Source organism: Roseomonas aerilata DSM 19363 (genome assembly GCF_000711725.1).
GTDB classification, from domain to species: Bacteria; Pseudomonadota; Alphaproteobacteria; order Acetobacterales; family Acetobacteraceae; genus Roseomonas; species Roseomonas aerilata.
In genome coordinates this window covers 102,776-123,158 of sequence record NZ_JONP01000011.1, presented here as the reverse complement: position 1 = coordinate 123,158, position 20,383 = coordinate 102,776, and the positions used below count along the sequence as shown (strand labels likewise).

The 20,383-nt window shown below is 69.9% G+C and carries 19 protein-coding genes; 13 read left to right on the top strand and 6 right to left on the bottom strand.

Features of this window, described 5'->3' with window-relative positions; all coding sequences use genetic code 11:
- Window positions 1-164: 164 nt before the first annotated feature.
- Window positions 165-653, bottom strand: coding sequence for an Lrp/AsnC family transcriptional regulator (locus BO39_RS14545; RefSeq protein WP_043834502.1), 489 nt, complete (start codon window positions 651-653; stop codon window positions 165-167).
- Window positions 654-775: 122 nt separating this feature from the next.
- Between BO39_RS14545 and hppD the strand changes: the two genes are divergently transcribed.
- The 5 genes from hppD (at window position 776) to BO39_RS14520 (ending at window position 5,190) form a co-directional block, all read left to right on the top strand.
- The gene (gene hppD / locus BO39_RS14540; RefSeq protein WP_043834500.1) at window positions 776-1,888 is read left to right on the top strand and encodes a 4-hydroxyphenylpyruvate dioxygenase; all 1,113 of its coding nucleotides are present in this window, start codon (window positions 776-778) and stop codon (window positions 1,886-1,888) included.
- 105 nt (window positions 1,889-1,993) lie between these two features.
- On the top strand, window positions 1,994-2,965 hold the full coding sequence (locus BO39_RS14535; protein WP_043834499.1) for a TRAP transporter substrate-binding protein: 972 nt from the start codon (window positions 1,994-1,996) through the stop codon (window positions 2,963-2,965).
- Between the two features lie 14 nt (window positions 2,966-2,979).
- A complete protein-coding gene (locus BO39_RS14530) occupies window positions 2,980-3,960 on the top strand; it encodes a glutathione S-transferase family protein (protein ID WP_043834498.1) in 981 nt (326 codons plus the stop codon).
- 214 nt (window positions 3,961-4,174) lie between these two features.
- On the top strand, window positions 4,175-4,720 hold the full coding sequence (locus BO39_RS14525) for a TetR/AcrR family transcriptional regulator (protein ID WP_052402099.1): 546 nt from the start codon (window positions 4,175-4,177) through the stop codon (window positions 4,718-4,720).
- Between the two features lie 137 nt (window positions 4,721-4,857).
- Window positions 4,858-5,190, top strand: a complete 333-nt coding sequence (locus tag BO39_RS14520; RefSeq protein ID WP_043834495.1) for an NIPSNAP family protein — start codon at window positions 4,858-4,860, stop codon at window positions 5,188-5,190.
- A 75-nt stretch (window positions 5,191-5,265) separates the two neighbouring features.
- Here BO39_RS14520 and BO39_RS14515 read toward each other — a convergent pair whose 3' ends face one another.
- The 5 genes from BO39_RS14515 to hisD all read right to left on the bottom strand — a co-directional run bounded on the left by BO39_RS14515 (window position 5,266) and on the right by hisD (window position 11,537).
- Window positions 5,266-6,897 (bottom strand): SDR family oxidoreductase, encoded by a 1,632-nt coding sequence (locus BO39_RS14515; RefSeq protein ID WP_156963689.1) that lies wholly within the window; start codon window positions 6,895-6,897, stop codon window positions 5,266-5,268.
- Window positions 6,898-7,044: 147 nt separating this feature from the next.
- Complete coding sequence (locus BO39_RS14510) at window positions 7,045-8,046, bottom strand: isopenicillin N synthase family dioxygenase (protein WP_043834492.1); 1,002 nt, start codon at window positions 8,044-8,046, stop codon at window positions 7,045-7,047.
- A 400-nt stretch (window positions 8,047-8,446) separates the two neighbouring features.
- Window positions 8,447-9,472, bottom strand: coding sequence for a LacI family DNA-binding transcriptional regulator (locus tag BO39_RS14505; protein ID WP_043834687.1), 1,026 nt, complete (start codon window positions 9,470-9,472; stop codon window positions 8,447-8,449).
- On the bottom strand, window positions 9,469-10,230 hold the full coding sequence (locus BO39_RS14500; RefSeq protein ID WP_043834489.1) for an SDR family NAD(P)-dependent oxidoreductase: 762 nt from the start codon (window positions 10,228-10,230) through the stop codon (window positions 9,469-9,471). The genes BO39_RS14505 and BO39_RS14500 overlap by 4 nt, the downstream gene beginning before the upstream one ends.
- A complete protein-coding gene (gene hisD, locus BO39_RS14495) occupies window positions 10,230-11,537 on the bottom strand; it encodes a histidinol dehydrogenase (protein ID WP_043834487.1) in 1,308 nt (435 codons plus the stop codon). Before hisD ends, BO39_RS14500 begins: the two co-directional genes overlap by 1 nt.
- A gap of 188 nt (window positions 11,538-11,725) precedes the next feature.
- On the opposite strand from hisD, the gene BO39_RS14490 reads away from it, so the two are divergent.
- Genes BO39_RS14490 through BO39_RS14455 form a run of 8 tightly spaced genes read left to right on the top strand, consistent with a single transcriptional unit; the run spans window position 11,726 to window position 20,374 of the window.
- Window positions 11,726-12,919 carry an inositol-3-phosphate synthase gene (locus BO39_RS14490; RefSeq protein ID WP_043834484.1) on the top strand — a complete coding sequence of 398 codons (1,194 nt, stop codon included), beginning with the start codon at window positions 11,726-11,728 and terminating at the stop codon, window positions 12,917-12,919.
- Between the two features lie 10 nt (window positions 12,920-12,929).
- Window positions 12,930-13,847, top strand: a complete 918-nt coding sequence (locus BO39_RS14485) for an HD domain-containing protein (RefSeq protein ID WP_211257456.1) — start codon at window positions 12,930-12,932, stop codon at window positions 13,845-13,847.
- Window positions 13,844-14,953 (top strand): class I SAM-dependent methyltransferase, encoded by a 1,110-nt coding sequence (locus BO39_RS14480; RefSeq protein WP_052402098.1) that lies wholly within the window; start codon window positions 13,844-13,846, stop codon window positions 14,951-14,953. The genes BO39_RS14485 and BO39_RS14480 overlap by 4 nt, the downstream gene beginning before the upstream one ends.
- Complete coding sequence (locus BO39_RS14475; protein WP_043834482.1) at window positions 14,947-15,981, top strand: Gfo/Idh/MocA family protein; 1,035 nt, start codon at window positions 14,947-14,949, stop codon at window positions 15,979-15,981. The genes BO39_RS14480 and BO39_RS14475 overlap by 7 nt, the downstream gene beginning before the upstream one ends.
- Window positions 15,972-16,823 (top strand): MBL fold metallo-hydrolase, encoded by an 852-nt coding sequence (locus tag BO39_RS14470; RefSeq protein ID WP_043834479.1) that lies wholly within the window; start codon window positions 15,972-15,974, stop codon window positions 16,821-16,823. The genes BO39_RS14475 and BO39_RS14470 overlap by 10 nt, the downstream gene beginning before the upstream one ends.
- Entirely contained in the window at window positions 16,820-18,301 is a 1,482-nt protein-coding gene (locus BO39_RS14465) for a YcaO-like family protein (RefSeq protein ID WP_043834476.1), read from the top strand. Before BO39_RS14470 ends, BO39_RS14465 begins: the two co-directional genes overlap by 4 nt.
- Window positions 18,298-19,125 carry a sugar phosphate isomerase/epimerase family protein gene (locus BO39_RS14460; RefSeq protein WP_043834474.1) on the top strand — a complete coding sequence of 276 codons (828 nt, stop codon included), beginning with the start codon at window positions 18,298-18,300 and terminating at the stop codon, window positions 19,123-19,125. The genes BO39_RS14465 and BO39_RS14460 overlap by 4 nt, the downstream gene beginning before the upstream one ends.
- Window positions 19,126-19,135: 10 nt before the next feature.
- On the top strand, window positions 19,136-20,374 hold the full coding sequence (locus BO39_RS14455; RefSeq protein ID WP_043834471.1) for a glycosyltransferase family 4 protein: 1,239 nt from the start codon (window positions 19,136-19,138) through the stop codon (window positions 20,372-20,374).
- The last annotated feature ends 9 nt before the right edge of the window (window positions 20,375-20,383 follow it).

The following is a 20,383-nucleotide window of genomic DNA, read 5'->3' as shown; positions in this document are numbered from 1 at the left end:
AGGAGGCGGGAGGGGCGGGATTCAGCGGCGAGGCCGCCAGCGGACCCGCGCCCGGCTCAACCCGTGCGAGCCCGGAGGGCGGGCCTCCACGTGGTTCGTCGTCGCGCCCTGTAAGGAGGATCGGCAGCCCATGGGCAGCTCGTTTGCAAACCTCGTGCCGAACACTACCCGCGGCGGAGCGCCCCTAGCGGCAGCCGGTTCGCTTCCTTCAGGCGGTCCAGAACGATGGAGGAGCGCACCCGCGCAACGCTTTCATGCGGCAGCAGGACGTCATTTACGAGGGCCGAGAGATCCTTCAGCTCCGGCACCACGGCCTTGAGCAGGTAGTCGGCGTCGCCGGTCATGGCATAGGCCTCCTGCACCTCGTCCAGACGCGCGACGAGTTCTCGGAAGCGCTGGGCGTTGTCGCGGCTGTGGGTAGCCAGCGTGACGTTGATGAACACAAGCAGCCGCAGCCCCAGCGCGCCCGCCGCCAGTTCCGCATGATAGCCGCGGATGGCGCCCGCCGCCTCCAGTGCCAGCCGCCGGCGCGAGCACTGGGAAGGCGAGAGGCCGATACGTTCCCCTACCTGCTGGTTCGTCAGCCGCCCGTCCTCCTGCAGGGCCGCGAGCAGCCGGAGGTCGATGGCATCAAGGTCAAGGGTTCCGTGCATAAAAAGCCAATACAGTGCACGGACTGTGTGGAAAAGCTCCGGTCGGGTTCGAGTTCGCACGCTTTGCGCGAGGCGGACGCAATAGGCTGATGGGAAGTCAGAGGATAAGAGGAGACTTCCCGATGGGCCCCTTCCCGCACGACGCGCCCCGCGCCACCATCTCCGAGCACAACCCAGCCGGCACGGACGGCTTCGGCTTCGTCGAGTACGCCCATCCGGAGCCCGAGAAGCTCCACGCCCTCTTCCGCCAGATGGGTTTTACCGCCGTTGCGCGGCACCGGACGAAGCGGAGCACCCTCTATCGCCAGGGCGACATCAACTACCTGCTGACGGAGGAGCCGGGCTCGCACGCCGTGCGCTTCACCGAGTCCCATGGCCCCTGCGTGCCCTCCATGGCCTTCCGCGTGGTGGACGCGAAGCACGCCTTCGAGCGCGCAGTCGCCAACGGCGCCGAGCCCGCGACCGAGGGCAAGACGATGGACATCCCGGCCATCAAGGGCATTGGCGGCAGCCTGCTCTACTTCATCGACCAGTACGGCGAGGGACGCTCGGCCTATGACGCCGAGTTCGAGTGGCTGGGTGCGCGCGACCCCTGGCCGGTGGGCGCGGGCCTCTACTACATCGACCACCTGACCCATAACGTGTTCCGCGGTCGCATGGACGTCTGGTACGACTTCTACGCGCGCATCTTCAACTTCCGGCAGATCCGCTACTTCGACATCAAGGGCGAGTACACGGGCCTCTTCTCCCGCGCGCTGACGAGCCCCGACGGCCGCATCCGCATCCCGCTGAACGAGAGCGCGGACGACGAGAGCCAGATCGAGGAGTACCTGCGCGAGTACAAGGGCGAGGGTATCCAGCACATCGCCTGCGGCTGCGACGACATCTACGGCACGATCGAGGGCCTGCGCGAGGCCGGCCTCTCCTTCATGCCGGCGCCGCCCGACACCTATTACGACAAGGTCGATGCCCGCCTGCCCGGCCATGGCGAGGATCTGGTTCGCCTGAAGCGGAACGGCATCCTCGTGGACGGCGAGGGCGTGGTGGAGGACCGCAAGGCGCGACTGCTGCTGCAAATCTTCTCCGGCAACGTCATCGGCCCTGTCTTCTTCGAGTTCATCGAGCGCAAGGGCGACGACGGCTTCGGCGAGGGCAACTTCCGCGCCCTTTTCGAGAGCATCGAGGAGGACCAACTGCGGCGCGGCGTGCTCTCTGCGGCGCAGGCGGCGGAGTAGCCGGCGCAGGGCGGGAGCCATCCGGCCGCGCGGTGCGGCGGCCGGATGTTGCAGTGCGGGTGCGGGCGGCGGGATACTCGCCCGCTTCCCTCTGGAGACCCGCCCATGCTTCGCCGTGCCCTTCTCGCCCTGGCCCCGGCGGCCCTTGCCGCGCGGTCGGCCCGCGCCGCGCCCGGGTGGAGGATCGTTACTGAATACCCGGCCAATGCCATGCCCGGCGAGGGAATCGCCTATTTCGCCGAGGCGGCGACGCGCCTCTCCGCCGGGGTGCCGACCGTCACCCCCGGTTTCGACGCGCCGCAGGGCCTGCGCTCCGCCGCCATGATCCGCGCCACGGCCGAGGGCCGAGTGGAGGCCGCCGATGCCTTCACCGGCGCGCTGGCGGGGGAGGGGGCGATCTTCCAGCTCTCCGCGCTGCCCTTCCTCACCGCCTCCGGCGAGGATACCGCCCGTCTGTTGCGCGCCGCCCGCGGGGCCTATGCCTCGGCGCTCGAGGCGCGCGGCGTGACGCTTCTCTACGCGACCCCCTGGCCCGCCACCGGCCTCTGGTCCCGCAATCCCGTCTCCGGCCCGGAGGCGCTGCGCGGCCTCCGCATCCGCACCTATGACGCCGCCAGCACGGCGGTGATGCGCGAGGCCGGCGCGGCCCCCGCACAGATCTCCTTTGCCGACGCCATGCCGCGCCTGCGCGCCGGCGAGTTGGACGCGGTGCTCTCCTCCGGGGATGGCGGGGCCGGGGCGCGGCTGTGGGAGGTGCTGCCGCACTTCACCGCGCTCGATTATGCCTCGCCGCTCAGCCTTGCCTTCTGCAACCTCGCGGCGCTCCGCGCGCTCCCGCCCGCAGGGCAGGAGGCGATCATGGCAGCCGGGCGCGAGACGGAGGCCCGGCAGTTTCGCGCCATCGGCAATCGCCTAGTTGAGAACGCGACGCGAATGCGGGAAAACGGCGTGACGCTCTCGAGCGGAGGGCCCTTGCGGGCCGCGCTCAGCGCCGCGGCCGCGCCCGTGCTGGCGGAATGGTCCGCGCGGGCTGGGGCGGAGGGCGCAGGAATCCTCGCCGACTATCGGGCGCGCTAAGGAAAGGAGCCGGGATGGGGTTGCTCGTGGACGGCCGGTGGCAGGACCGTTGGTATGATACGAAGGCCAGCGGCGGCCGCTTTCTCCGCAAGGAGAGCGCCTTTCGCAACTGGGTGACCCCCGACGGCGCCCCCGGGCCCAGCGGCGAGGGCGGCTTCAAGGCGGAGCCAGGCCGCTACCACCTCTACGTCTCCCTTGCCTGCCCCTGGGCGCATCGCGCGCTGATCATGCGGGCGCGCAAGGGGCTGACGGAGGCGATCGGCCTCTCCGTGGTGCACTGGCACATGGGCGAGAACGGCTGGACCTTCGAGGAGGGACCGGGCGTCATCCCCGACCCCATCCACCACGCCCGTTTCCTGCACGAGGTCTATACCGCCGCCGAGCCGGACTACACCGGCCGGGTCACGGTGCCGGTCCTATGGGACAAGCAGCGCGGGACGATCGTGAACAACGAATCGGCCGAGATCATCCGGATGCTCGACCACGCCTTCGGCGGCCCGGGCGATCACTACCCGGCAGCCCTGCGCCCCGAGATCGACGGGCTGAACGCCACGATCTACGACACCGTCAACAACGGCGTTTACAAGGCCGGCTTCGCCACCACGCAGGAAGCCTATGAGGAGGCGGTGCGCCCGCTCTTCGAGACGCTGGACCTGCTGGACTGGCGCCTCTCCTCGCGCCGCTACCTCGTGGGCGACGGGCTGACCGAGGCGGACATCCGCCTCTTTACCACGCTGGTGCGGTTCGACGCCGTGTACCACGGCCACTTCAAGTGCAACCTCCGGCAGATCGCGGCCTACCCCGCGCTGTTTCCCTATCTGCGCGACCTCTACCAGTCCGAGGGGTTCGGGGAGACCTGCGACTTCGGCCACATCAAGCGGCATTATTACGGCAGCCATCGCGGCGTAAACCCGACGGGCATCGTGCCGCTCGGGCCCTTGCAGGACCTCCGCGCGCCGCACGGGCGGGAGGCATTGGGGCAGGGGAGCGGGTGAAGCATTCCCCACTTCGCCCTGCGGGGCGCCGCGCCGGTTCGGATGCTCGCCTGCGTTCCCCGAATAGGCATGATAGCCTGAAAACCTCGGGCGGGCTCGGAAGTCCGCTCGACCGTCACCCCCATTCATCGACAGGAGAGGTCCCATCTCGCCCAAGGCCGGGATCGCCGCGTCCCTTTCCGTGCCCGAAGGGGCTCCCCCGCACGAGCGGATCATGGCTGTCGCCCGGGAGATGTTCTGCCGCGACGGCATCCACGCGACCGGCGTGGACCGTATTCTCGCCGCGGCCAATGCCTCCAAGATGACGCTCTATACCCGCTTTGGCTCGAAGGAGGCGCTCGTTCGTGCCGCCCTGCGCCAGGAGGGGGAGATCTGGCGGGCAACCTTCTCGTCGAAGGTCATGGAGGCCGCCGAAGACCCGATGGAGCGGCTGCGCGCCATCGTGCCCGTGCTGTCCGGCTGGTTCAACGGCGGCCGTTTCTACGGCTGCGCCTTCATCAACGCCGTCGCCGAGCACACGAAGGGCGAGCCCTGGCTGCGCGAGCTGGCGGCCGAGCACCAGCGCGCCTGCCTCGATTTCCTGGAGGGGCTGGTCCGCGACGCCGGCTACGCCGCCACCAGGGATCTCGCGCGCCAGTTGCTGCTCCTGGTGGACGGCACGGCCGCCGAGCTGATGGTGAGCGGCGACGAAGGCGTGCTGCGGATCGCCGCCCGCACCCTGGACGCCCTCCTCGCGGTCGAGGAACGTGTGCCGGCCTGACCTTCGGACAGGAGCAGACCCCCGGCGGGCCGCGTCGCCCGGACGGAGGGTCTGCCCGCAAACAGGGAAGCTCGGACGCTCACCGGCCGCCACTGCGGGCGTCGGCGACTTCGGCGCCCATATGAGAGGAGACCGCGATGATCGTGGACCTGCGGATCTACACATGCCAGCCCAACCGCATGGCCGAGTTCGTGAAGCTGTACGAGACCATGGCCTGGGAGATCCAGAAGAGGTACCTCGGCCGCTGCCTCGGCTGGTACACGACACTGGAGGGGCCGCTGAACCGCGTGGTGCACCTCTGGGCCTATGACAGCCAGGCGGACCGCGAGCAGCGCCGCGCGGCCATGGCCGCGGATCCCGGCTTCCAGGCCTATCTCGCCAAGGCGGCGGAGCTGGGCGTCCTGCAGGAGATGCAGAACCGCATCGTCGCGCCGACGGCCTTCTTCAAGGCCTATTCCGAGGCGCAGTAAACGCTCGCCCCCGGTCGCCAAGCGGGCCGGGGGCGAGATGATGGGGCGGGAGGAGAGGCTGTCTCCTCCCGGGTCTCACCGACCCTTCAGCAGGTCGGCAAGCCGGTCGAGCAGCCCTTCGCTCTGCCGGGCGGCGTAGCGGCTCCGCTTCTCCGTCTCGTGCCGGGCCCGGCCGAAGAGGCCCCAGCCAGCATCGCGCACGTCCTCGGCCGTGTTCCGGCCGCGCCGGAACAGGCTCCAGCCGCGGTCGCGGGCGTCGTCGTAGACGTCCTCGCCGCCGCCGCGCGCCGCCTTGTAGAGCGAGCGCCCGCGGCTGCGCGCCTCGTCGTAGAGGTCCGCGCCGCGATCCAGCACGTCCTCATAGGCCGATGCGGCGTAGCGGCTGGCGCGATCGGCGAAGCGCTCGCTGCCCTTGCGCGCGCCGCGCAGATAGGGGCGCGTTTCCTTCCCCGTATGGCCGAGGGCGCGGCCAGCGATGCGGCTCGCCTCGTCGCCGAGGCTGCCGATGCCGCGCAGCGCCTCGGAGCCCAGGGAGCCGATGCCGCGCCGAGCCTCATACCCCAGGGAGCCAATCCCCCGGCGCGCTTCGTGGCCGAGCGACCCGATCCCGCGCCGCGCCTCGGAGCCCAGGGAGCCGATGCCGCGCCGCGCCCGGTCCGCAAAGCGCTCCGGCAGGGGCCGGGAGTGGCGCAGCGTGTACATGCCGAAGGCGGCGCCCGCGAGCAGGGCGGTGGCCCCCAGGATGATCCCGGCCGGGCCGAGCGGGTTCATCTGGGCTTCCAGCAGGAACGAGGTGCGGCGCGGCGGCGGGCCGGCGAGGGAGGAGGTCTCGGCCAGATCCTCGCGCGCGTCATAGAGGTTGTCGCGGCGCTCCTGCCGCCCGGGCTGGACGCTCGATTGGGTGGGCCTGGCGATCTTGCTCATCACAAGGTCCGTCAGCTTGGGGGCGAGGCGCCCGATGATGGAAACCGCGAGCCCGCCCCCGCCGATCGTGAGGTCGCGCACGCGGTGCTCGCAGGCATAGAGGATGGCGCGGGCCACCACGCGCGGGTGATAGGCGGGCGGCGGGTTCCGGACGCCGGTCGTGCCCATCAGGTTCCGGGCGTGCTCCATATAAGGAGTGTCGATCGGGCCAGGTTTGATGAGGGTGACGCTGATCGGGTAGCCCTCGGCCAGGAATTCCGTGCGGAAGGCCTCGGTCACGCCCTTGATGGCGAATTTGGAGGCCGAGTAGGGGCCCTGCAGCGCCATGGAGCGGTCCGAGAGCACGCTGCCCGTGTTGACGATGGCCCCGCCCTTGCCCTTGAGGTGCCGCGCCGCGACGAGGGTGCCGTGGACGACGCCCCAGTAGTTCACGTCGAAGAGGCGGCGCTGGTCCTCCACCGGCACGTCCTCAAGCGAGCCGTAGATCGCGACGCCCGCGTTGTTGCACCAGGAGTCGAAGCCACCGAAGGCCGTGATGGCGGCGGCGCTGACCGCTTCGACCTGCGCGAGGTCGGCGACATCGGCCACGACCGGCTCGGCCCGGCCGCCCTTGGCGCGGAGTTCGGCGGCCAGGGCGTTCAGCGCGTCCTCGTTCCGCGCGACGATGACCACGGCAGCCCCCTGGCTGGCGGCCATGCGGGCGGTCGCGAGGCCGATGCCGGAGGTGGCGCCGGTGACGACGATCACCTGTTCCGATAGGGGCTTTAGCTTGGGTGCGGGCATGGAAGGGTCCTCGGCATTGCGCGGTCTCAACGACGCAAGCCCCCCAGGGTTGTCGCGGCCCGGTCCGCCCTCGTGCCCTTCTGGCCCTGGGGGCCGGACCGAGGAAAAGGGCGCCCGGCCTGCGCGGCCGGGCGCCCCGTCCTGGCCTTAGCCCTGCTTCGCGAAGTTGGCGGCGATCCGCTGCTGCAGGTAGTCGTGCGCCGTGATCGGCTCGAACCGGCCGCTGGCGCTGCGGATCACCGCGTCCTTGTTGGCCTGGCAGAAGAAGGGCAGCGAGTAGCGCGGGCCGAGATACTCGTCCGCCCGCGGCATCCGCACCCGGTGCAGGGTGGATTGCAGCTGGTCGTCGCTCCAGCGCATCAGCATGTCGCCGATGTTGCAGGTGATGACGCCGGGCAGGGGCGGCACGTCGGTCCAGGCCAGCTCGCCCGAGACCTCCTTGCCGGGGCAGAGCTGGAGCCCGCCCTGGCCGGTGCGCTGGTGCAGCAGAGTCAGGCAATCGAAGTCGGTATGCGCGCCGGCCCGCCAACCCGAAAAGTCCTCGGGCTTGGCGTTCTCCATGGCCATGTAGTGGATCATGCGCAGCGTGGACTGGTACTCGGGGGAGGTCGGGTCATGCGCCTCGGTGAAGAAGTCCGGCGGGAAGCCGAGCTTGAGGGCGAAGCAGGACAGCACCTTCATCCCCAGGGCCCAGTTCGCCCGCTCGAAAGCGAGCATGGTGGCCTTGAAGCCCGGCAGCTCGTCGCCCGAGGGCCAGAGGCCCTTCATGCGGGGCACGGTGATCTGGAAGGATTCCTTGTTGTCCGCCGTACCGGTGGAGGGGCGGACCTGCTCCTTGTACTCCCAGCCCGTGTTCGTGCCCTTGAGCATCGGCAGCTTCGCCTTGCTCTCCATCGGCAGGTCGAAGAACTTCGCGCAGAGGTCGAATGCCTCGTCGATCTGGTCCTGGGTGATGCCGTGGTTGACGAGCTGGAAGAAGCCGGTGTCGGTCGAGGCCGCCCAGAGCTGGTCGGCGATCTCCGCCTTGCGGGCCTGGAAGTCGCTCATGTCGATCCGGGGAACCTCGCGCTCCTTCGTGGTGCCCATGCCCCCGAAGCCCTTCTCGCGGTTCAGCTCCTCCAGGGCGTAGGTCTTCTGCGTCGCGCTCATGCTCGTACTCTCCTCGTTCGGGGAGGCGGCCCGCGGCTGCCTCCGGTTGAAGGAGCAATGTCCGGCCCGGGGAAGGGGCTCCGACCGCTTCTACTCCTGGGTGCCACCCGCCGGCCGGGTCGGCGGCGGACGGAATTCGTCAGGCGCCCGGCAGGGGCGACCACGCGCGGCGGCGGAATGCACCGGCCGGCTCGCGGGAGAAGGGCTTGCAAGAAGGATTCCACGCAACGGCCCCGCGCCGGCTGCGGCCGGTGGCTTCTATTCGAGGGGTGGGGATCGCGAGCATGCGGGGTGCCTCGGCCAAAGGGTGCCGGAGCAATGTCCTGGGCGGGGCCGCCCTGACCGCTTCTACTCGCGGGCGGAACCTAATCCGCGGCGAGAAGGCGATGCAAGCGGGATCTCAGGGGCAGGGCAGGGGAGCCGGAGGTCGCCGCGCCGAGCCGCGCAGCACGAGTTCCCCCCCGACGACCACCCGCCGCACCGGAAGGGAGGGATCGTCCATGAACTCGAGCAGCATCCCGACCGTCGCCTCCACCATCGGCCCGAGGGGCTGCGAGAAGGAGGTGAGGTCGTAGCTGCGCCAGCGCGCCGGCCCCACGTCGTCGAAGCCGACGACCGAGAGGTCGCCGGGGATGGAGAGACCGAGCTCGTGCCGCGCCACCTCGATGCAGGCGATGGCCATGTGGTCGTTGGCGCAGAAGATGGCATCGGGTGCCGCCTCGCGTAGCAGCGCGCGCGTGGCCGCCGCCGCGCCCTCGTAGCTGTAGTACCCGGCCGCGCGCGGCGGGGCGGCGAGGCCCGCTTCCGCGAGGCCGCGCACGAAGCCGCGCTCGCGGTCCCGGTTCGTCGAGGATCCCTCCAGCCCCGCGATGAAAGCGGGGCGCCGATGGCCGCCGGAGGCCAGGAAGGCCGCGACTTCCCTCCCGCCGCGCTCGTTGTCGCCGGTGACGCAGGAGAGGTCGGGATCGTCCGTCATCCGGTTGAACATCACGACGGGCACGCCCAGGGCCCGGCATTCCCGCGCCAGCGCGGAGGAGAGACCCGTCGAAGCCAGCACCACCGCGTCCACTTGGTAGCGCATCACCTGCTCGATCATCGGATCGCTCGGTGCGGCCGGATCGGCGGTGAAGAGGAGGATCTGATAGCCCTCCGCCTGCAAGCGGGCCGAGAGCGCCTCCAGCACCAGCGCGTAGAACGGGTTGCCGAGATCGGCCATGGCGACGGCCACGATGCGTGATCGCCGCGTGATGAGGGAGCGCGCGATGGCGTTGGGCCGGTAGCCGAGGCTGCGCGCCGCCTCCATCACCCGTTCCCGCAAATCGGGCGAGACGCTGGCGCCCGGCGTGAAGACGCGGCTGACGGCCGATTGCGAGGTGCCGGCGCGCCGTGCCACGTCGGTGGCGGTGACGCGGCGCGCGGTGCTCATTCCGCCGTCCATCCTCCATCCACGAGGATTGCGCTTCCTGTCATCAGCGCCGCGCCGTCACCGGCGAGGAAGACGATCGCGCCCATCAGGTCCTCCACCTGCCCGAGCCGGCCGAGCTTGATCTTCGACAGCACCGAGGCGCGAAAGGCGGCGTCCTCGAAATAGGGCTTGGTGAGCGGCGTCTCGATATAGGTCGGGCAGATCGTGTTCACGCGGATGCCATGGGCGCCGAGATCGACGGCCATCGCCTTCGTCATCCCCTCCATCGCGGCTTTCGAGGCGCAGTAGACCGTGCGGTTGGCCCCGCCGACATGCCCCATTTGCGAAGACATGTTGATGATCGAGCCACGCCGCTCTGCCGCGATCAGCCGCCGCGCGACCGCTTGCGCCGCGAAGAAGGCGGCGCGGAGGTTGAGGTCCATGATCGCGTCGAAATCCTCCACCAGGACCTCGGTGAAGGGTTTCGGGCGGTTGGTGCCCGCGTTGTTCACGAGGATGTCGAAGGGTTCCGCCGCGGCGATCGCGTCCTGCACGGCCGCCACGTCCAGCACGTCGAGCGCTATCGCCTCCGCGCCGCCGCCTTGCGCGCGGATCTCGGCCGCGGCGGCCTCGATCTCATGGCTGCTGCGGGAGACGAGCGTGACATGTGCCCCCGCGCCCGCCAGCGCCGCCGCGGCGGCGAGGCCGATGCCGCGCCCCGCGCCCGTGACCAGCGCGCGCCGCCCGTCCAGCCGGAAGGAGGGTGTGACCGGCAGCATCACTCCGCCGCCTGCCCATAGGGGATGTTGCGCCCGCCGTAGCGGCGAACCCGGACATTCGCCTGCTCCGCATGGCCCACGAAGCCCTCGAGCATGCAGAGGCGCGAGCAGTACTCCCCGATCATGGCGGAGGCCTCGTCGGTCAGCACGCGCTGGTAGGTGCAGGTCTTGAGGAACTTCCCAACCCAGAGGCCGCCCGTATAGCGCGCCGACTTCTTCGTGGGCAGCGTGTGGTTCGTGCCGATCACCTTGTCCCCGAAGGAGACGTTCGTGCGCGGTCCGAGGAAGAGCGCACCGTAATTCGTCATGTGGTTGAGGAAGTAGTCGGGGTCGCGCGTCATGACCTGCACGTGTTCGGAGGCGATGTCATCGGCCACGCGAACCATCTCGTCGTCGGAATCGCAAACGATCACCGCGCCATAGTCCTCCCAGGCCTTGCGGGCGATCTCGGCGGTGGGAAGGACGCCGAGAAGCCTCTCCACCTCCGCCATCGTTTCCCGCGCCAGGCGTTCGGAGGTGGTGAGCAGGACCGCCGGCGAGTTCGGCCCGTGCTCGGCCTGACCCAGCAGGTCCGTCGCGCAGATCTCGGCGTCCACCGACTCGTCCGCGATCACGAGCGTCTCGGTCGGACCTGCGAAGAGGTCGATGCCGATGCGGCCGTAGAGTTGGCGCTTTGCCTCCGCGACGTAAGCATTGCCGGGGCCGACGAGCATGTCCACGCCCTTGATGCTTTCCGTCCCCAACGCCATCGCGCCGACGGCCTGGATACCGCCGAGGCAGAGGATTTCATCGGCACCTGCCATGTGCTGTGCTGCGACAATGGCTGGGGCGGGGCGCCCCTGGTAGGGCGGCGCGCAGGTGACGATGCGGCCGACACCCGCGACCTTCGCGGTGATGACCGACATATGGGCGGAGGCGAGCAGCGGGTACTTCCCGCCGGGAACGTAGCAACCGACCGAGTTCACCGGGATGTTACGATGCCCCAGGACGACACCAGGGAGCGTTTCCACCTCGATATCACGGATGGCGTCGCGCTGGTGCTGGGCGAAGTTCCGCACCTGCTCCTGGGCGAAGCGGATGTCCTCGATATCGCGCTGCGAAAGCTGCGAAAGGCATTCCCGGATTTCCTTGTCGGTGAGCCGGTAGTCCGCGCGGTCCCAACGGTCGAACCGCACCGAATACTCGCGCACGGCGGCGTCGCCGCGGGTGCTGATATCGGCCAGAATGCCCTCTACGGTCGCACGGACCCGCGCGTCGTCCTCCGCGATGGCACCGGGGTCTCGTCCCTGTTTCAGGTGCCGCGGCATGCTGTCTCCTCCTCCATTGCATACGTATGCAAAAACCTGGGTACGCTGTACCTAGGGTTGCGTCAATGAGGATCTGCAAGCCGCTGATGCACAACGTTGTGCAAGGGTTGCCAACAGCCACACCGGTTCGTGATTGGCGGTCTGTAGCCACGATCCATTTTACCTCCCGGGCTTCCTGAGGTTATAGAATGTCGTTAGCGCAATCTGGGCGGAAACTAGGTGTCGCGGTCGTAGGCCTCGGCGGCGCGGTCGCCACCACGGCCGTCGCCGGGATCGAAGTGATCCGGCGCGGCGCGAACCGGCTTGATGGTTTGCCGCTAGCCGATGTGTCGGCGCCTGGCCTGGTCGATTACCGTGACATGGTCTTCGGCGGCTGGGACCTCGATGGTTCCGACCTTGCCTCCGCTGCGAGCAACCACCGGGTGCTCAACGATGCGCAGTTGAACGAGACGGGCGAAGCTCTCTCGGCGATCCGTCCATGGCCCGCGGTCGGTAGCGGCGAGTTCTGCCGCGGCGTTACCGGCGCGAACAAGCACGAGGCGCCCGGCCACCGCGCGGCCGTCGAGGCCATCGCGTCCGACCTGCGACGCTTCCGTAAGACGAGCGGCGCCGACGGCATCGTCATGATCAATCTTGCCTCCACCGAGCGCACGCCCGGCAATGACGAGGCGCTGAACTCGCTCGACGCCTTCGAGCGAGCGCTGGATCGCGACGATCCGTCGATCGGGCCGGCCATGCTCTACGCCTACGCTGCGATCGAGAGCGGCGTGCCCTATGGCAACTTCACGCCCTCCCTCGCGGCGGATGCACCGGCGTTGAAGGAATTCGCGAAGGCCCGCAACGTCCCCGTCGCCGGCAAGGACGGCAAGACCGGGCAGACGATGATGAAGACCGTGCTGGCGCCCGCGCTGAAGGCCCGCGCCCTGCACGTGGACGGCTGGTTCAGCACCAACATCCTCGGCAACCGCGACGGTGAGGCGCTGCGCGATCCCGGCAGCCTGCAGTCCAAGCTCGACACCAAGGGCAACGTGCTCGACAGCATTCTCGGCTACCATGTCGAGGACCACCTCGTGGACATCCGCTACTACCGTCCCCGCGGCGACGACAAGGAGGCCTGGGACAACATCGACATCTCCGGCTTCCTCGGCCAGCGCATGCAGATCAAGGTGAACTTCCTCTGCAAGGACAGCGTGCTCGCGGCGCCGCTCGCGCTCGAGATCGCGCGCGTGCTCGATCTCGCCCAGCAGCGCGGCGACGGCGGGGTGCAGGAGCAGCTCTCGATCTTTTTCAAGGCGCCCATGGTGGCCAACGGCCACGCGCCCGAGCACGCCTTCCATGCGCAGGAGCGTATGCTGATGGACTGGCTCGGGGCGCCGCAGTGAGCGCCTGCCGGTGACGGACGGGATTGTGCCGGTGGTGGAAGCGCCGCCGGCACGGATCCTTGAGCTTTTCCGCGAACTCGGGGAGCTGAAGCGCATCCGCTCCGCGGGGCGCGATGGATCCATCGCAGATCGGCTGTTCGCGGCCGCTTGGACGGCGCTCTGCGGCGGGCGTCCGGTGTCGGAGGCCTGGCGCGCGACGGTGGCCGCCGCCCTCGCCGCGACGCGGCTGGGCGACATCGACCGGCGCGTGCTGGGCACGCTTGGCGTCTCGGCTGCGGAGGCCCAGTCCATCCTCAGTCGCGCGACCGAGGAGGCGATGGAGGAGGTGGATCCCGGCCTTCGCGCCATGCTGCGCAACGCGCCATCCGCCGAGGCGGCAGGGCCGGCACCGCCTTTCGTCGCCCTGCTGGCGCGCCAGCCGCGCGCCGGCGTCACCTGCCCCGGCCGCCCGCGGCTTCTGCTGGAACCGCCGGAGAACCACGCCGAGCACTGCGTGATGGTTGCGGTCTACGGCGTGCTTCTCTGCCCGGTCTACGGCGCGCGGCCGGAGGTCGTGTTTCTCGCCTCCCTCGCGCACCACCTGCATAACGCGCTGATTCCGGACTCCGGCTTCGCGGGGGAGGTGCTGCTGGGCGAGCACCTTGAGCCCGCCTTCGCCCGTGCGACGGAGATGGCGCTGGCTGAGCTTCCTCCTGACCTCGCCGCCCAGACGCGCGAGGCCCGCGCCATCCTGCCCGACGCCGGGACGCCGGAGGGGCGCGCCTTCCACGCGGCCGACACGCTCGACCGCGTGCTGCAGATCGAGCAGCACCTGCGCGCGGGCAAGGCGAGCATGTCCTATGTGCTGAACGACATGGCGCTCGTCCATGAGGGGCCGGTGAAGCCCTTCCAGGACCGGCTGCTCGCCGCCGTCGGGCTCTCCGCATGACACCGGACACGCCCCATTCGGTGGCGGATTCCGCCGGGCGCCGCTGGCCGGTGATCGACGGCATCGTCTTCGCGCGGGCCTCGCGTCCGGAACTGGCGGCCGAGGCGCTGGCGCGTCTTGATGCCGGGGATCGCGACGGCGCGCTGGTGCTGCTGCTCGCCGATCAGGACGACTGGTGGCGCGGCCCCACGGCCGATGTCGCGGCGCTGCGCGCCCTGGTCGCGAACCGCGCGAGCCTCACGCTGCGCCAGGCCATGGAGCATCTCTCCTGGGGACCTGTGGGCGACTACTTCGCGCATCGCTGGAGCGACCCGACCTTCCTCGCCGGCCTCGCGCTGATGGAGGCGCACTGGACGGCGCCGCGCAGCGCCTTCGAGCTCGCCTGCGGCATCGGCCAATACCTGCGCGCCCTCTCCCAGCGCGGCGTGGCCGCGACGGGTGCGGATGTCGTCTTCGCGAAGCTCTGGGTCGCGCGTCACTGGGTGGCGCCGGAGGCGGAGCTCATCTGCCTCGACGCCGCGATGCAACCCTGGCCCATCGGCGAAGACCGCCGCTTCGATCTCGTTGCGTGCCACGACGCCTTCTATTTCCTGGAGCCCAAGGGCCCGATTCTTGCGGGGTTGCGCGCGATGGCGGGCGAGGGGGGATGGCTTGCCATCGGGCATGTCCATAACCGCGAATGGCCGAACCTTTCAGCCGGCGCGGCGGTCACGACGGATGAGCTGTCGGCTCTCTTTCCTGACGGCATCGCCTACGATGATGCCGAACTCACCCGTGCGGCGGTGGAGCGACGTACTCCCCGTGCGGCACCGCCTCCGGCCCTGCGCGGCGCCGAAGCTTTTTCCGTGGTGGCAGGGCCGGGGGCGATCCCGGCACGTTCCGTGACGGGCGCGCTCTCCCTGCCGCCCGAGGGCGCCTTCCTGCGTCGCAACCCGCTTTATGCCGCGGGCGAAATCGCCTGGCCGTCCGAGCGCTACGCACGGGAATACGGGCCTCGCGCGACTTATCCCGCCCGCACCGACTGCCCTGAGCACGCAGTTGCCACCGCCGCCACGGCGGATTGGGCGCTGCGGCGCGAGCTGCTGGACCTGCCGGAGCGATGGTGACGGCTCTCGCCGCCCGGGAGCTGGGCTGGGGCATCGTCGGCTATGGCTGGGTCGCGCGCGACTATGCCGCGCCCGCCATCCTCGCGGCCGGCCATACGGTGCGCGCGGTCTGCGATCCGTCGCCTGCTGCTCGGGGGGCGGCGCTCGCGACACTTTCTCCGACAGCGGGTGCCCATGCCGATCTGGGACCGTTGCTGACGGACCCGGAAGTGGACGCGATCTACGTCGCAACCCCGAATCACCTGCACCGCGCGGCGGTGGAAGCGGCCGCCGCGGCGGGCAAGGCGGTGCTCTGCGAGAAGCCGATGGCCGCGACGATCGCCGATGCCGAAGCGATGGTTGCGGCCGCCTCGCGTGGCGGGATCCTTCTCGGCACCGCTTTCGACCAGCGCCACCACCCCGCCCACGCGGCCATGCGCGCGGCCGTTGCCGCCGGGCTGATCGGCACGCCCACCGTCATCCGCATCGCCTATGCCTGCTGGCTCGGCCCTGATTGGAGCGTGACGGGCGAGGGCGACAACTGGCGCGCCGATCCCGCGCGGGCAGGCGGCGGCGCGCTCATGGATCTTGCGCCACACGGGATTGACCTCGCCGACTACCTCCTGGGCGAGCCGATCGAGGAGATCGCCGCTCTCACCCAGCGCCGCGTGCAGCCCTATCCCGTGGACGATGGTGCGCTGCTGATCGGCCGCACGGGTGGCGGCGCGCTGGTGCAGCTGCATGTCGCCTATAACTGCCCGGACGCGCTGCCGCGTCGTCGCCTGGAAATCCTCGGCTCGGCCGGGCAACTTCTGGCGGAGAACAGCATGGGCCAGGACGCCGGCGGCCGCGTGACGCACACGGATGCCCTGGGCCGCAGCCGCAGCCTGCCGGTGCCCGACGCGGAAGCTTCCCCCTTCGCCCGCCAGATGGCCGCCTTCGCCCTTGCCCTGGCCAGTGGCGACCGCGAGACGTTCAGTACATCCCGCGACCTGCACACCATGCGGCTTCTCCACCGCGCCTACACGGGGGATCCCGCATGCCGCTGACACCCTGGGCCTGCGCGAATTGCGGCTTCTGGCAGAAGCATTTCGAGCCGCGCTCCTGCCCTGTCTGCGACGACACGCGCAACGACCTGCCGCATGACGGCTGGCACTTCCTGCGCGAGGATGAGGTGGCGGCGCGGCTCACCGGCTCCTGGCGGCAACTCGACCGGGACATGGTCGCGTTCAGCACCGCGCCACCCTTCGGCCTGAACGGCACTGGCTGGCTGCTGCTGCACCCCGATGGAAACACCGCCTTCGAGGCCGCGCCCTACTACACGCCGGAGATGCTGGAGGAGATCCGCCGCCTGGGCGGTATCCGCTTCCTCGCGGCCTCGCACTGCCACGGCTACGGCGCGCTGTGGCAGTTGCAGGACGTGTTCCAGCCGGAGGTCATGGCCATCCAGAAGGACGACCTGCGGATGACCAAGGCCTTCCGCGTCACTTGGCCCTACGACGAGGCGCTGGAACTGCGGCCGGGCCAGACGCTGATGCATGTGGGCGGCCATTACGAGGGTCAGGCCGTGCTCTACGACGAGGCGCGGCGGACGCTGTTCTGCGGCGATGCCTTCAAGGTGGACCAGGGAGCGGCGGGCGAGAACCTCGCGGTCTCCACGCACAAGGCCTTTCACAAGGATATCCCGCTCTCGCCCAACGAGGTGCGGAAGTACCGCGACGTGATCGGCGCGGTCGAATTCGATACGGTCTGCACGCCCTTCGAGCACGCACGCGGTATCACCACCGCCATCGCGCTGGCCGTGCTGGACGACCAGCTGCGCGGCCCGCCGGGCGTGCGCCATATTCCTATGGAGGAGCTCCGCCGTCGCGCGGGGACGAGAAGCGCATGAGCGACGAACTGCATCGCGTGGCCGAGGCCTTCCGCGCCACCATGCCGAAGCACGCCCACATCTCCACCTTCCGCATCGATCATCTCGACCGCACGGGCATCCCCGTGGTGCAGGCAAATCTCCTCGTCGAGAACTATCCTGCCACAACCGGTTACGGCTACGGCTTCACCCCCATCGAGGCGGAGGTGGGTGCGCTGGGTGAGCTCTGCGAGGAGGTGCATGTTGGGCGCTGGGTCGCACGCGCACCGCGGACGGAGGGCAGCTACGCCGAACTCGCCCGCACGCGCGCCGTGGTGGACCCGCTTACCCTCTGCCTTTCCGCGGGTTCCGACTACACGCCGGACATGTCGCTGACCTGGGTCGAGGCGCGGCGCTGGCCCTCGGGCGAGACAGTCCTCGTGCCGCGCGAATGGGTCGCAGCCTATCCCTACCAGCTCGGCGACGAAAAGCCGCGGCTGATCACGCCGATCACCAACGGCCTCGGTGCCGGCTTCGACCTGGAGCACGCCATCGCCCACGGCATCATGGAGGCGCTGCAGCGCGACGGTAACGTCACCGCCTATCGCGCGCTCGACCAAGGCGTGGTGGTGGAGCCGGACGCCGTGCCGGACGCGCAGGTGAGGGGCCTGCTGGACCACCTGAAGTCGCTGGGCATCGGCGTGACCGTTAAGCTGGCAGCCGAGGATTTCGGCATGTCCAATCTCTACGTCGTCGGCGACGATCGTGGCCAGCCCACCGCCCCCATCCAGGTCACCTCCTGCGGGGAGGCCGTGCATCCCGACCGCGACCGCACGCTGCGCAAGGCACTGCTCGAATTCTGCGGCTCCCGTGCACGCAAGGCTGCGACGCACGGCCCTATCCCGATGCTGAGGGAGGCCCTGCCGCTCGATTACGTCGAGCGGCAGATGAAGGTGGCCATGCTGGACGAGGAGGAGCCGCGCGCCCTCGACGCCATGGTGGAGTGGATGGGCCAGGACGCCGATGGACTGCGCTCTCGCCTCGCCAGCAGCGTCTTCGCCGCGCGCAGCCACCGCCGGCTTTCGGAATTGCCGACCATGCCGGCAGCTGCCGTCGCGGATTCCAAAGCCCGCCTCGCGCTGCTGACGGAGCGGCTGTCGGCGGAAGGCCTCGAAATCCTCTACGTCGATGCCTCCCCACCAGGGGAGGCGGTGCGCGCGGTGAAGGTCATCGTGCCCGGGCTCGAGATCGAGACGATGAGCTATCACCGTATCGGCTGGCGTGGCGTGCGCCGCCTGCGCGCGCGGAGGGACCCGCTGATCCTCGATGCCCCGCGCGAGGGCGCGAAGCGCGTCCTGCTGCGCCCCGAGGACGAGGAGCGCGCCGGCGGCCCCGCGTGGTTCGACGGCGCGCTGGCCGACCGCCTCGTCGGCCGCCTCTATCCCATGTATCGCGAGACCGGCACCTTCGCGGCGCAGATGGTCCTCGCGCAGCGCCGCGGGCAGGCGGTGCCGGCATGACGCTCCGTTTCGCCTACAACACAAACGGCGCCGCCAACCACCGGCTGGCGGATGCCGTCACCCTCATCGCCGATGCCGGCTACGACGGCGTGGCCCTTACCCTCGACCACCACCACCTCGACCCGATGGAAGAGGGCTGGGAGCGCCGCGCCGAGGCACTGGCGCGCGATCTCTCCGCCCGCAAGCTCGGCTGCGTCATCGAGACCGGCGCGCGCTACCTGCTGGACCCCCGCGCGAAGCACGAGCCGACGTTGCTGACACCGACCTCGGAGGGTCGCGACCGCCGCGTCGCCTTCCTCAACCGCGCGATCGACATCGGCGCGATCCTCGGCGCGGAGGCCGTCTCCTTCTGGGCCGGCGTGCCGCGCCCGGGGGTGGAGCGCGGGCAGGCGCTGGCATGGTTGCGTGAGGGCGTCTCCCGCGTGCTCGAGCACGCTGCCGCCCGCAACGTTACGGCGGCCTTCGAGCCCGAGCCCGGGATGCTCGTGGAAACCGTGGACGACTGGTCCGCGCTCGACCTTTCCGGCCTCAGGCTCGCACTGGACCTCGGCCACCTGCTGGTCACGGGCGAGCGCGACCCGGCCAAGGCCGTGCACGAGTTCGCGCCCCATCTGGGCACTGTCGCAATCGAGGATATGGCGCGTGGCACGCACATCCACCTTCCCTTTGGGGAGGGCGACATGGATATTCCCGCCTGCCTCGATGCGCTGGAGGCGATCGGCTTCGAGCGCCTCGTCTGCGTGGAACTCTCCCGCGAGAGCCACCGCGCCGACAGCATGATCCCGCAATCCCTCGCCTGGCTGCGCGCCTGCCGGTCTGCTTGAAGAGGGGCGCATGAGGGTCCTCTTCCTCTCCCGCCGCTTCTTCCCGGCCATCTCGGGAATGAGCGTCTACGCCATCAACCTGCTGCGACAGCTCGTGGCTGCCGGGCACGACGTAACGATGGTCAGCCAGTATCGCGGCGACCCCACGGGCACTCGCGTCTATGGCGGCGGCCCGCCGCCGGAGGTGCCGGGCGTGAAGGTCATTGGCCGTCGGTCGCTGGGCGAGGAAGCCTTCACCGAGCCCGGCGGCGCGGATTTCGAGCGCGACGTCGAGGACATGGTGAGCACCATCCTGGCGGAGCACGCGAGGAAGCCCTTCAACGTGCTGCACGCGCAATACGGCTATCCCAACGGCTGGGCCGTGCTGCTGGCGGCGCAGCGCATCGGCGTGCCGACTGTCGTCTCCATCCAGGGCGGCGACGGTCACTGGGTCGGCTCCTGCTGCGAGACGCACCGCCAGGCGATGCTCCGCGTCCTCAACCATGCGGACCGGCTGCTGATCGGCTGCGACAGCTTCGCGCAGGAAGTGGTGGACCGGCTCGGCGTGGCGCGCGAGCGCTTCACCATCGTTCCCGGTGCCGTGGAGGTGGACCGCTTTCACCCTGGCTCCGGCCACCGGCCCGGCGACGCGGAGGACCCGGTCCGCTTGCTCTACCACGGCCGCGTGGACCGGCGGAAAGGCGCGCTCGACATGCTCGACGCGCTGGCCGTCCTGCGCGACGAGGGCGTCCCCTTCGCCGCCACCATCAGCGGCATCGGCCCCGACCTCGACGCCTGCCGCGAGCGCGACGCCGCGCTGAAGCTCGGCACGAACTTCTCCGGCTACGCCGATTACGAGGCCGCGCCCGCCCTCTACCGGCAGGCTGACGTCTTCGTCTCCCCCACCTATGCCGAGGGCTTCTCGAACACCGTGCTCGAAGCCATGGCGAGCGGGCTGCCCACAGTGTCCTGCAACGCCGTCGGCGTGGTGGACTGCCTGCGCCACGAGAGGAACGGGCTGCTCTCCGATCCCGGCGATATCCCGGCCCTGGTCACGAATCTCCGCCGCATCATCCAGGACGCCCCGCTTCGCGCCCGCCTCGCGGCAACAGCGCTGGAAGAGTGCCGCCGCACCTATTCCTGGGAGGCGGTGGGGCGGCAGATCATGGGCGTCTACGAGGAGGTGCGGGGCATGCGGCCCGATACCGGTTTCGACCCCGTTCTGCCCGTCTCCGACTGCCGCTTCCGCGCAACCCCGCACCTGCTCTGACGCTGCTGC

Bases quoted from the DNA above. Each gene is read 5' to 3' on its own strand.
- BO39_RS14510 (WP_043834492.1), bottom strand. From the start codon at position 8,046: ATGAGCGCGACGCAGAAGACCTACGCCCTGGAGGAGCTGAACCGCGAG.
- BO39_RS14465 (WP_043834476.1), top strand. From the start codon at position 16,820: ATGAGCGACGAACTGCATCGCGTGGCCGAGGCCTTCCGCGCCACCATG.
- BO39_RS14525 (WP_052402099.1), top strand. From the start codon at position 4,175: ATGGCTGTCGCCCGGGAGATGTTCTGCCGCGACGGCATCCACGCGACC.
- BO39_RS14455 (WP_043834471.1), top strand. From the start codon at position 19,136: ATGAGGGTCCTCTTCCTCTCCCGCCGCTTCTTCCCGGCCATCTCGGGA.
- BO39_RS14490 (WP_043834484.1), top strand. From the start codon at position 11,726: ATGTCGTTAGCGCAATCTGGGCGGAAACTAGGTGTCGCGGTCGTAGGC.
- hppD (WP_043834500.1), top strand. From the start codon at position 776: ATGGGCCCCTTCCCGCACGACGCGCCCCGCGCCACCATCTCCGAGCAC.
- BO39_RS14505 (WP_043834687.1), bottom strand. From the start codon at position 9,472: ATGAGCACCGCGCGCCGCGTCACCGCCACCGACGTGGCACGGCGCGCC.
- BO39_RS14475 (WP_043834482.1), top strand. From the start codon at position 14,947: ATGGTGACGGCTCTCGCCGCCCGGGAGCTGGGCTGGGGCATCGTCGGC.
- BO39_RS14500 (WP_043834489.1), bottom strand. From the start codon at position 10,230: ATGCTGCCGGTCACACCCTCCTTCCGGCTGGACGGGCGGCGCGCGCTG.
- BO39_RS14460 (WP_043834474.1), top strand. From the start codon at position 18,298: ATGACGCTCCGTTTCGCCTACAACACAAACGGCGCCGCCAACCACCGG.
- hisD (WP_043834487.1), bottom strand. From the start codon at position 11,537: ATGCCGCGGCACCTGAAACAGGGACGAGACCCCGGTGCCATCGCGGAG.
- BO39_RS14535 (WP_043834499.1), top strand. From the start codon at position 1,994: ATGCTTCGCCGTGCCCTTCTCGCCCTGGCCCCGGCGGCCCTTGCCGCG.
- BO39_RS14545 (WP_043834502.1), bottom strand. From the start codon at position 653: ATGCACGGAACCCTTGACCTTGATGCCATCGACCTCCGGCTGCTCGCG.
- BO39_RS14530 (WP_043834498.1), top strand. From the start codon at position 2,980: ATGGGGTTGCTCGTGGACGGCCGGTGGCAGGACCGTTGGTATGATACG.
- BO39_RS14520 (WP_043834495.1), top strand. From the start codon at position 4,858: ATGATCGTGGACCTGCGGATCTACACATGCCAGCCCAACCGCATGGCC.
- BO39_RS14515 (WP_156963689.1), bottom strand. From the start codon at position 6,897: ATGCCCGCACCCAAGCTAAAGCCCCTATCGGAACAGGTGATCGTCGTC.
- BO39_RS14470 (WP_043834479.1), top strand. From the start codon at position 15,972: ATGCCGCTGACACCCTGGGCCTGCGCGAATTGCGGCTTCTGGCAGAAG.
- BO39_RS14480 (WP_052402098.1), top strand. From the start codon at position 13,844: ATGACACCGGACACGCCCCATTCGGTGGCGGATTCCGCCGGGCGCCGC.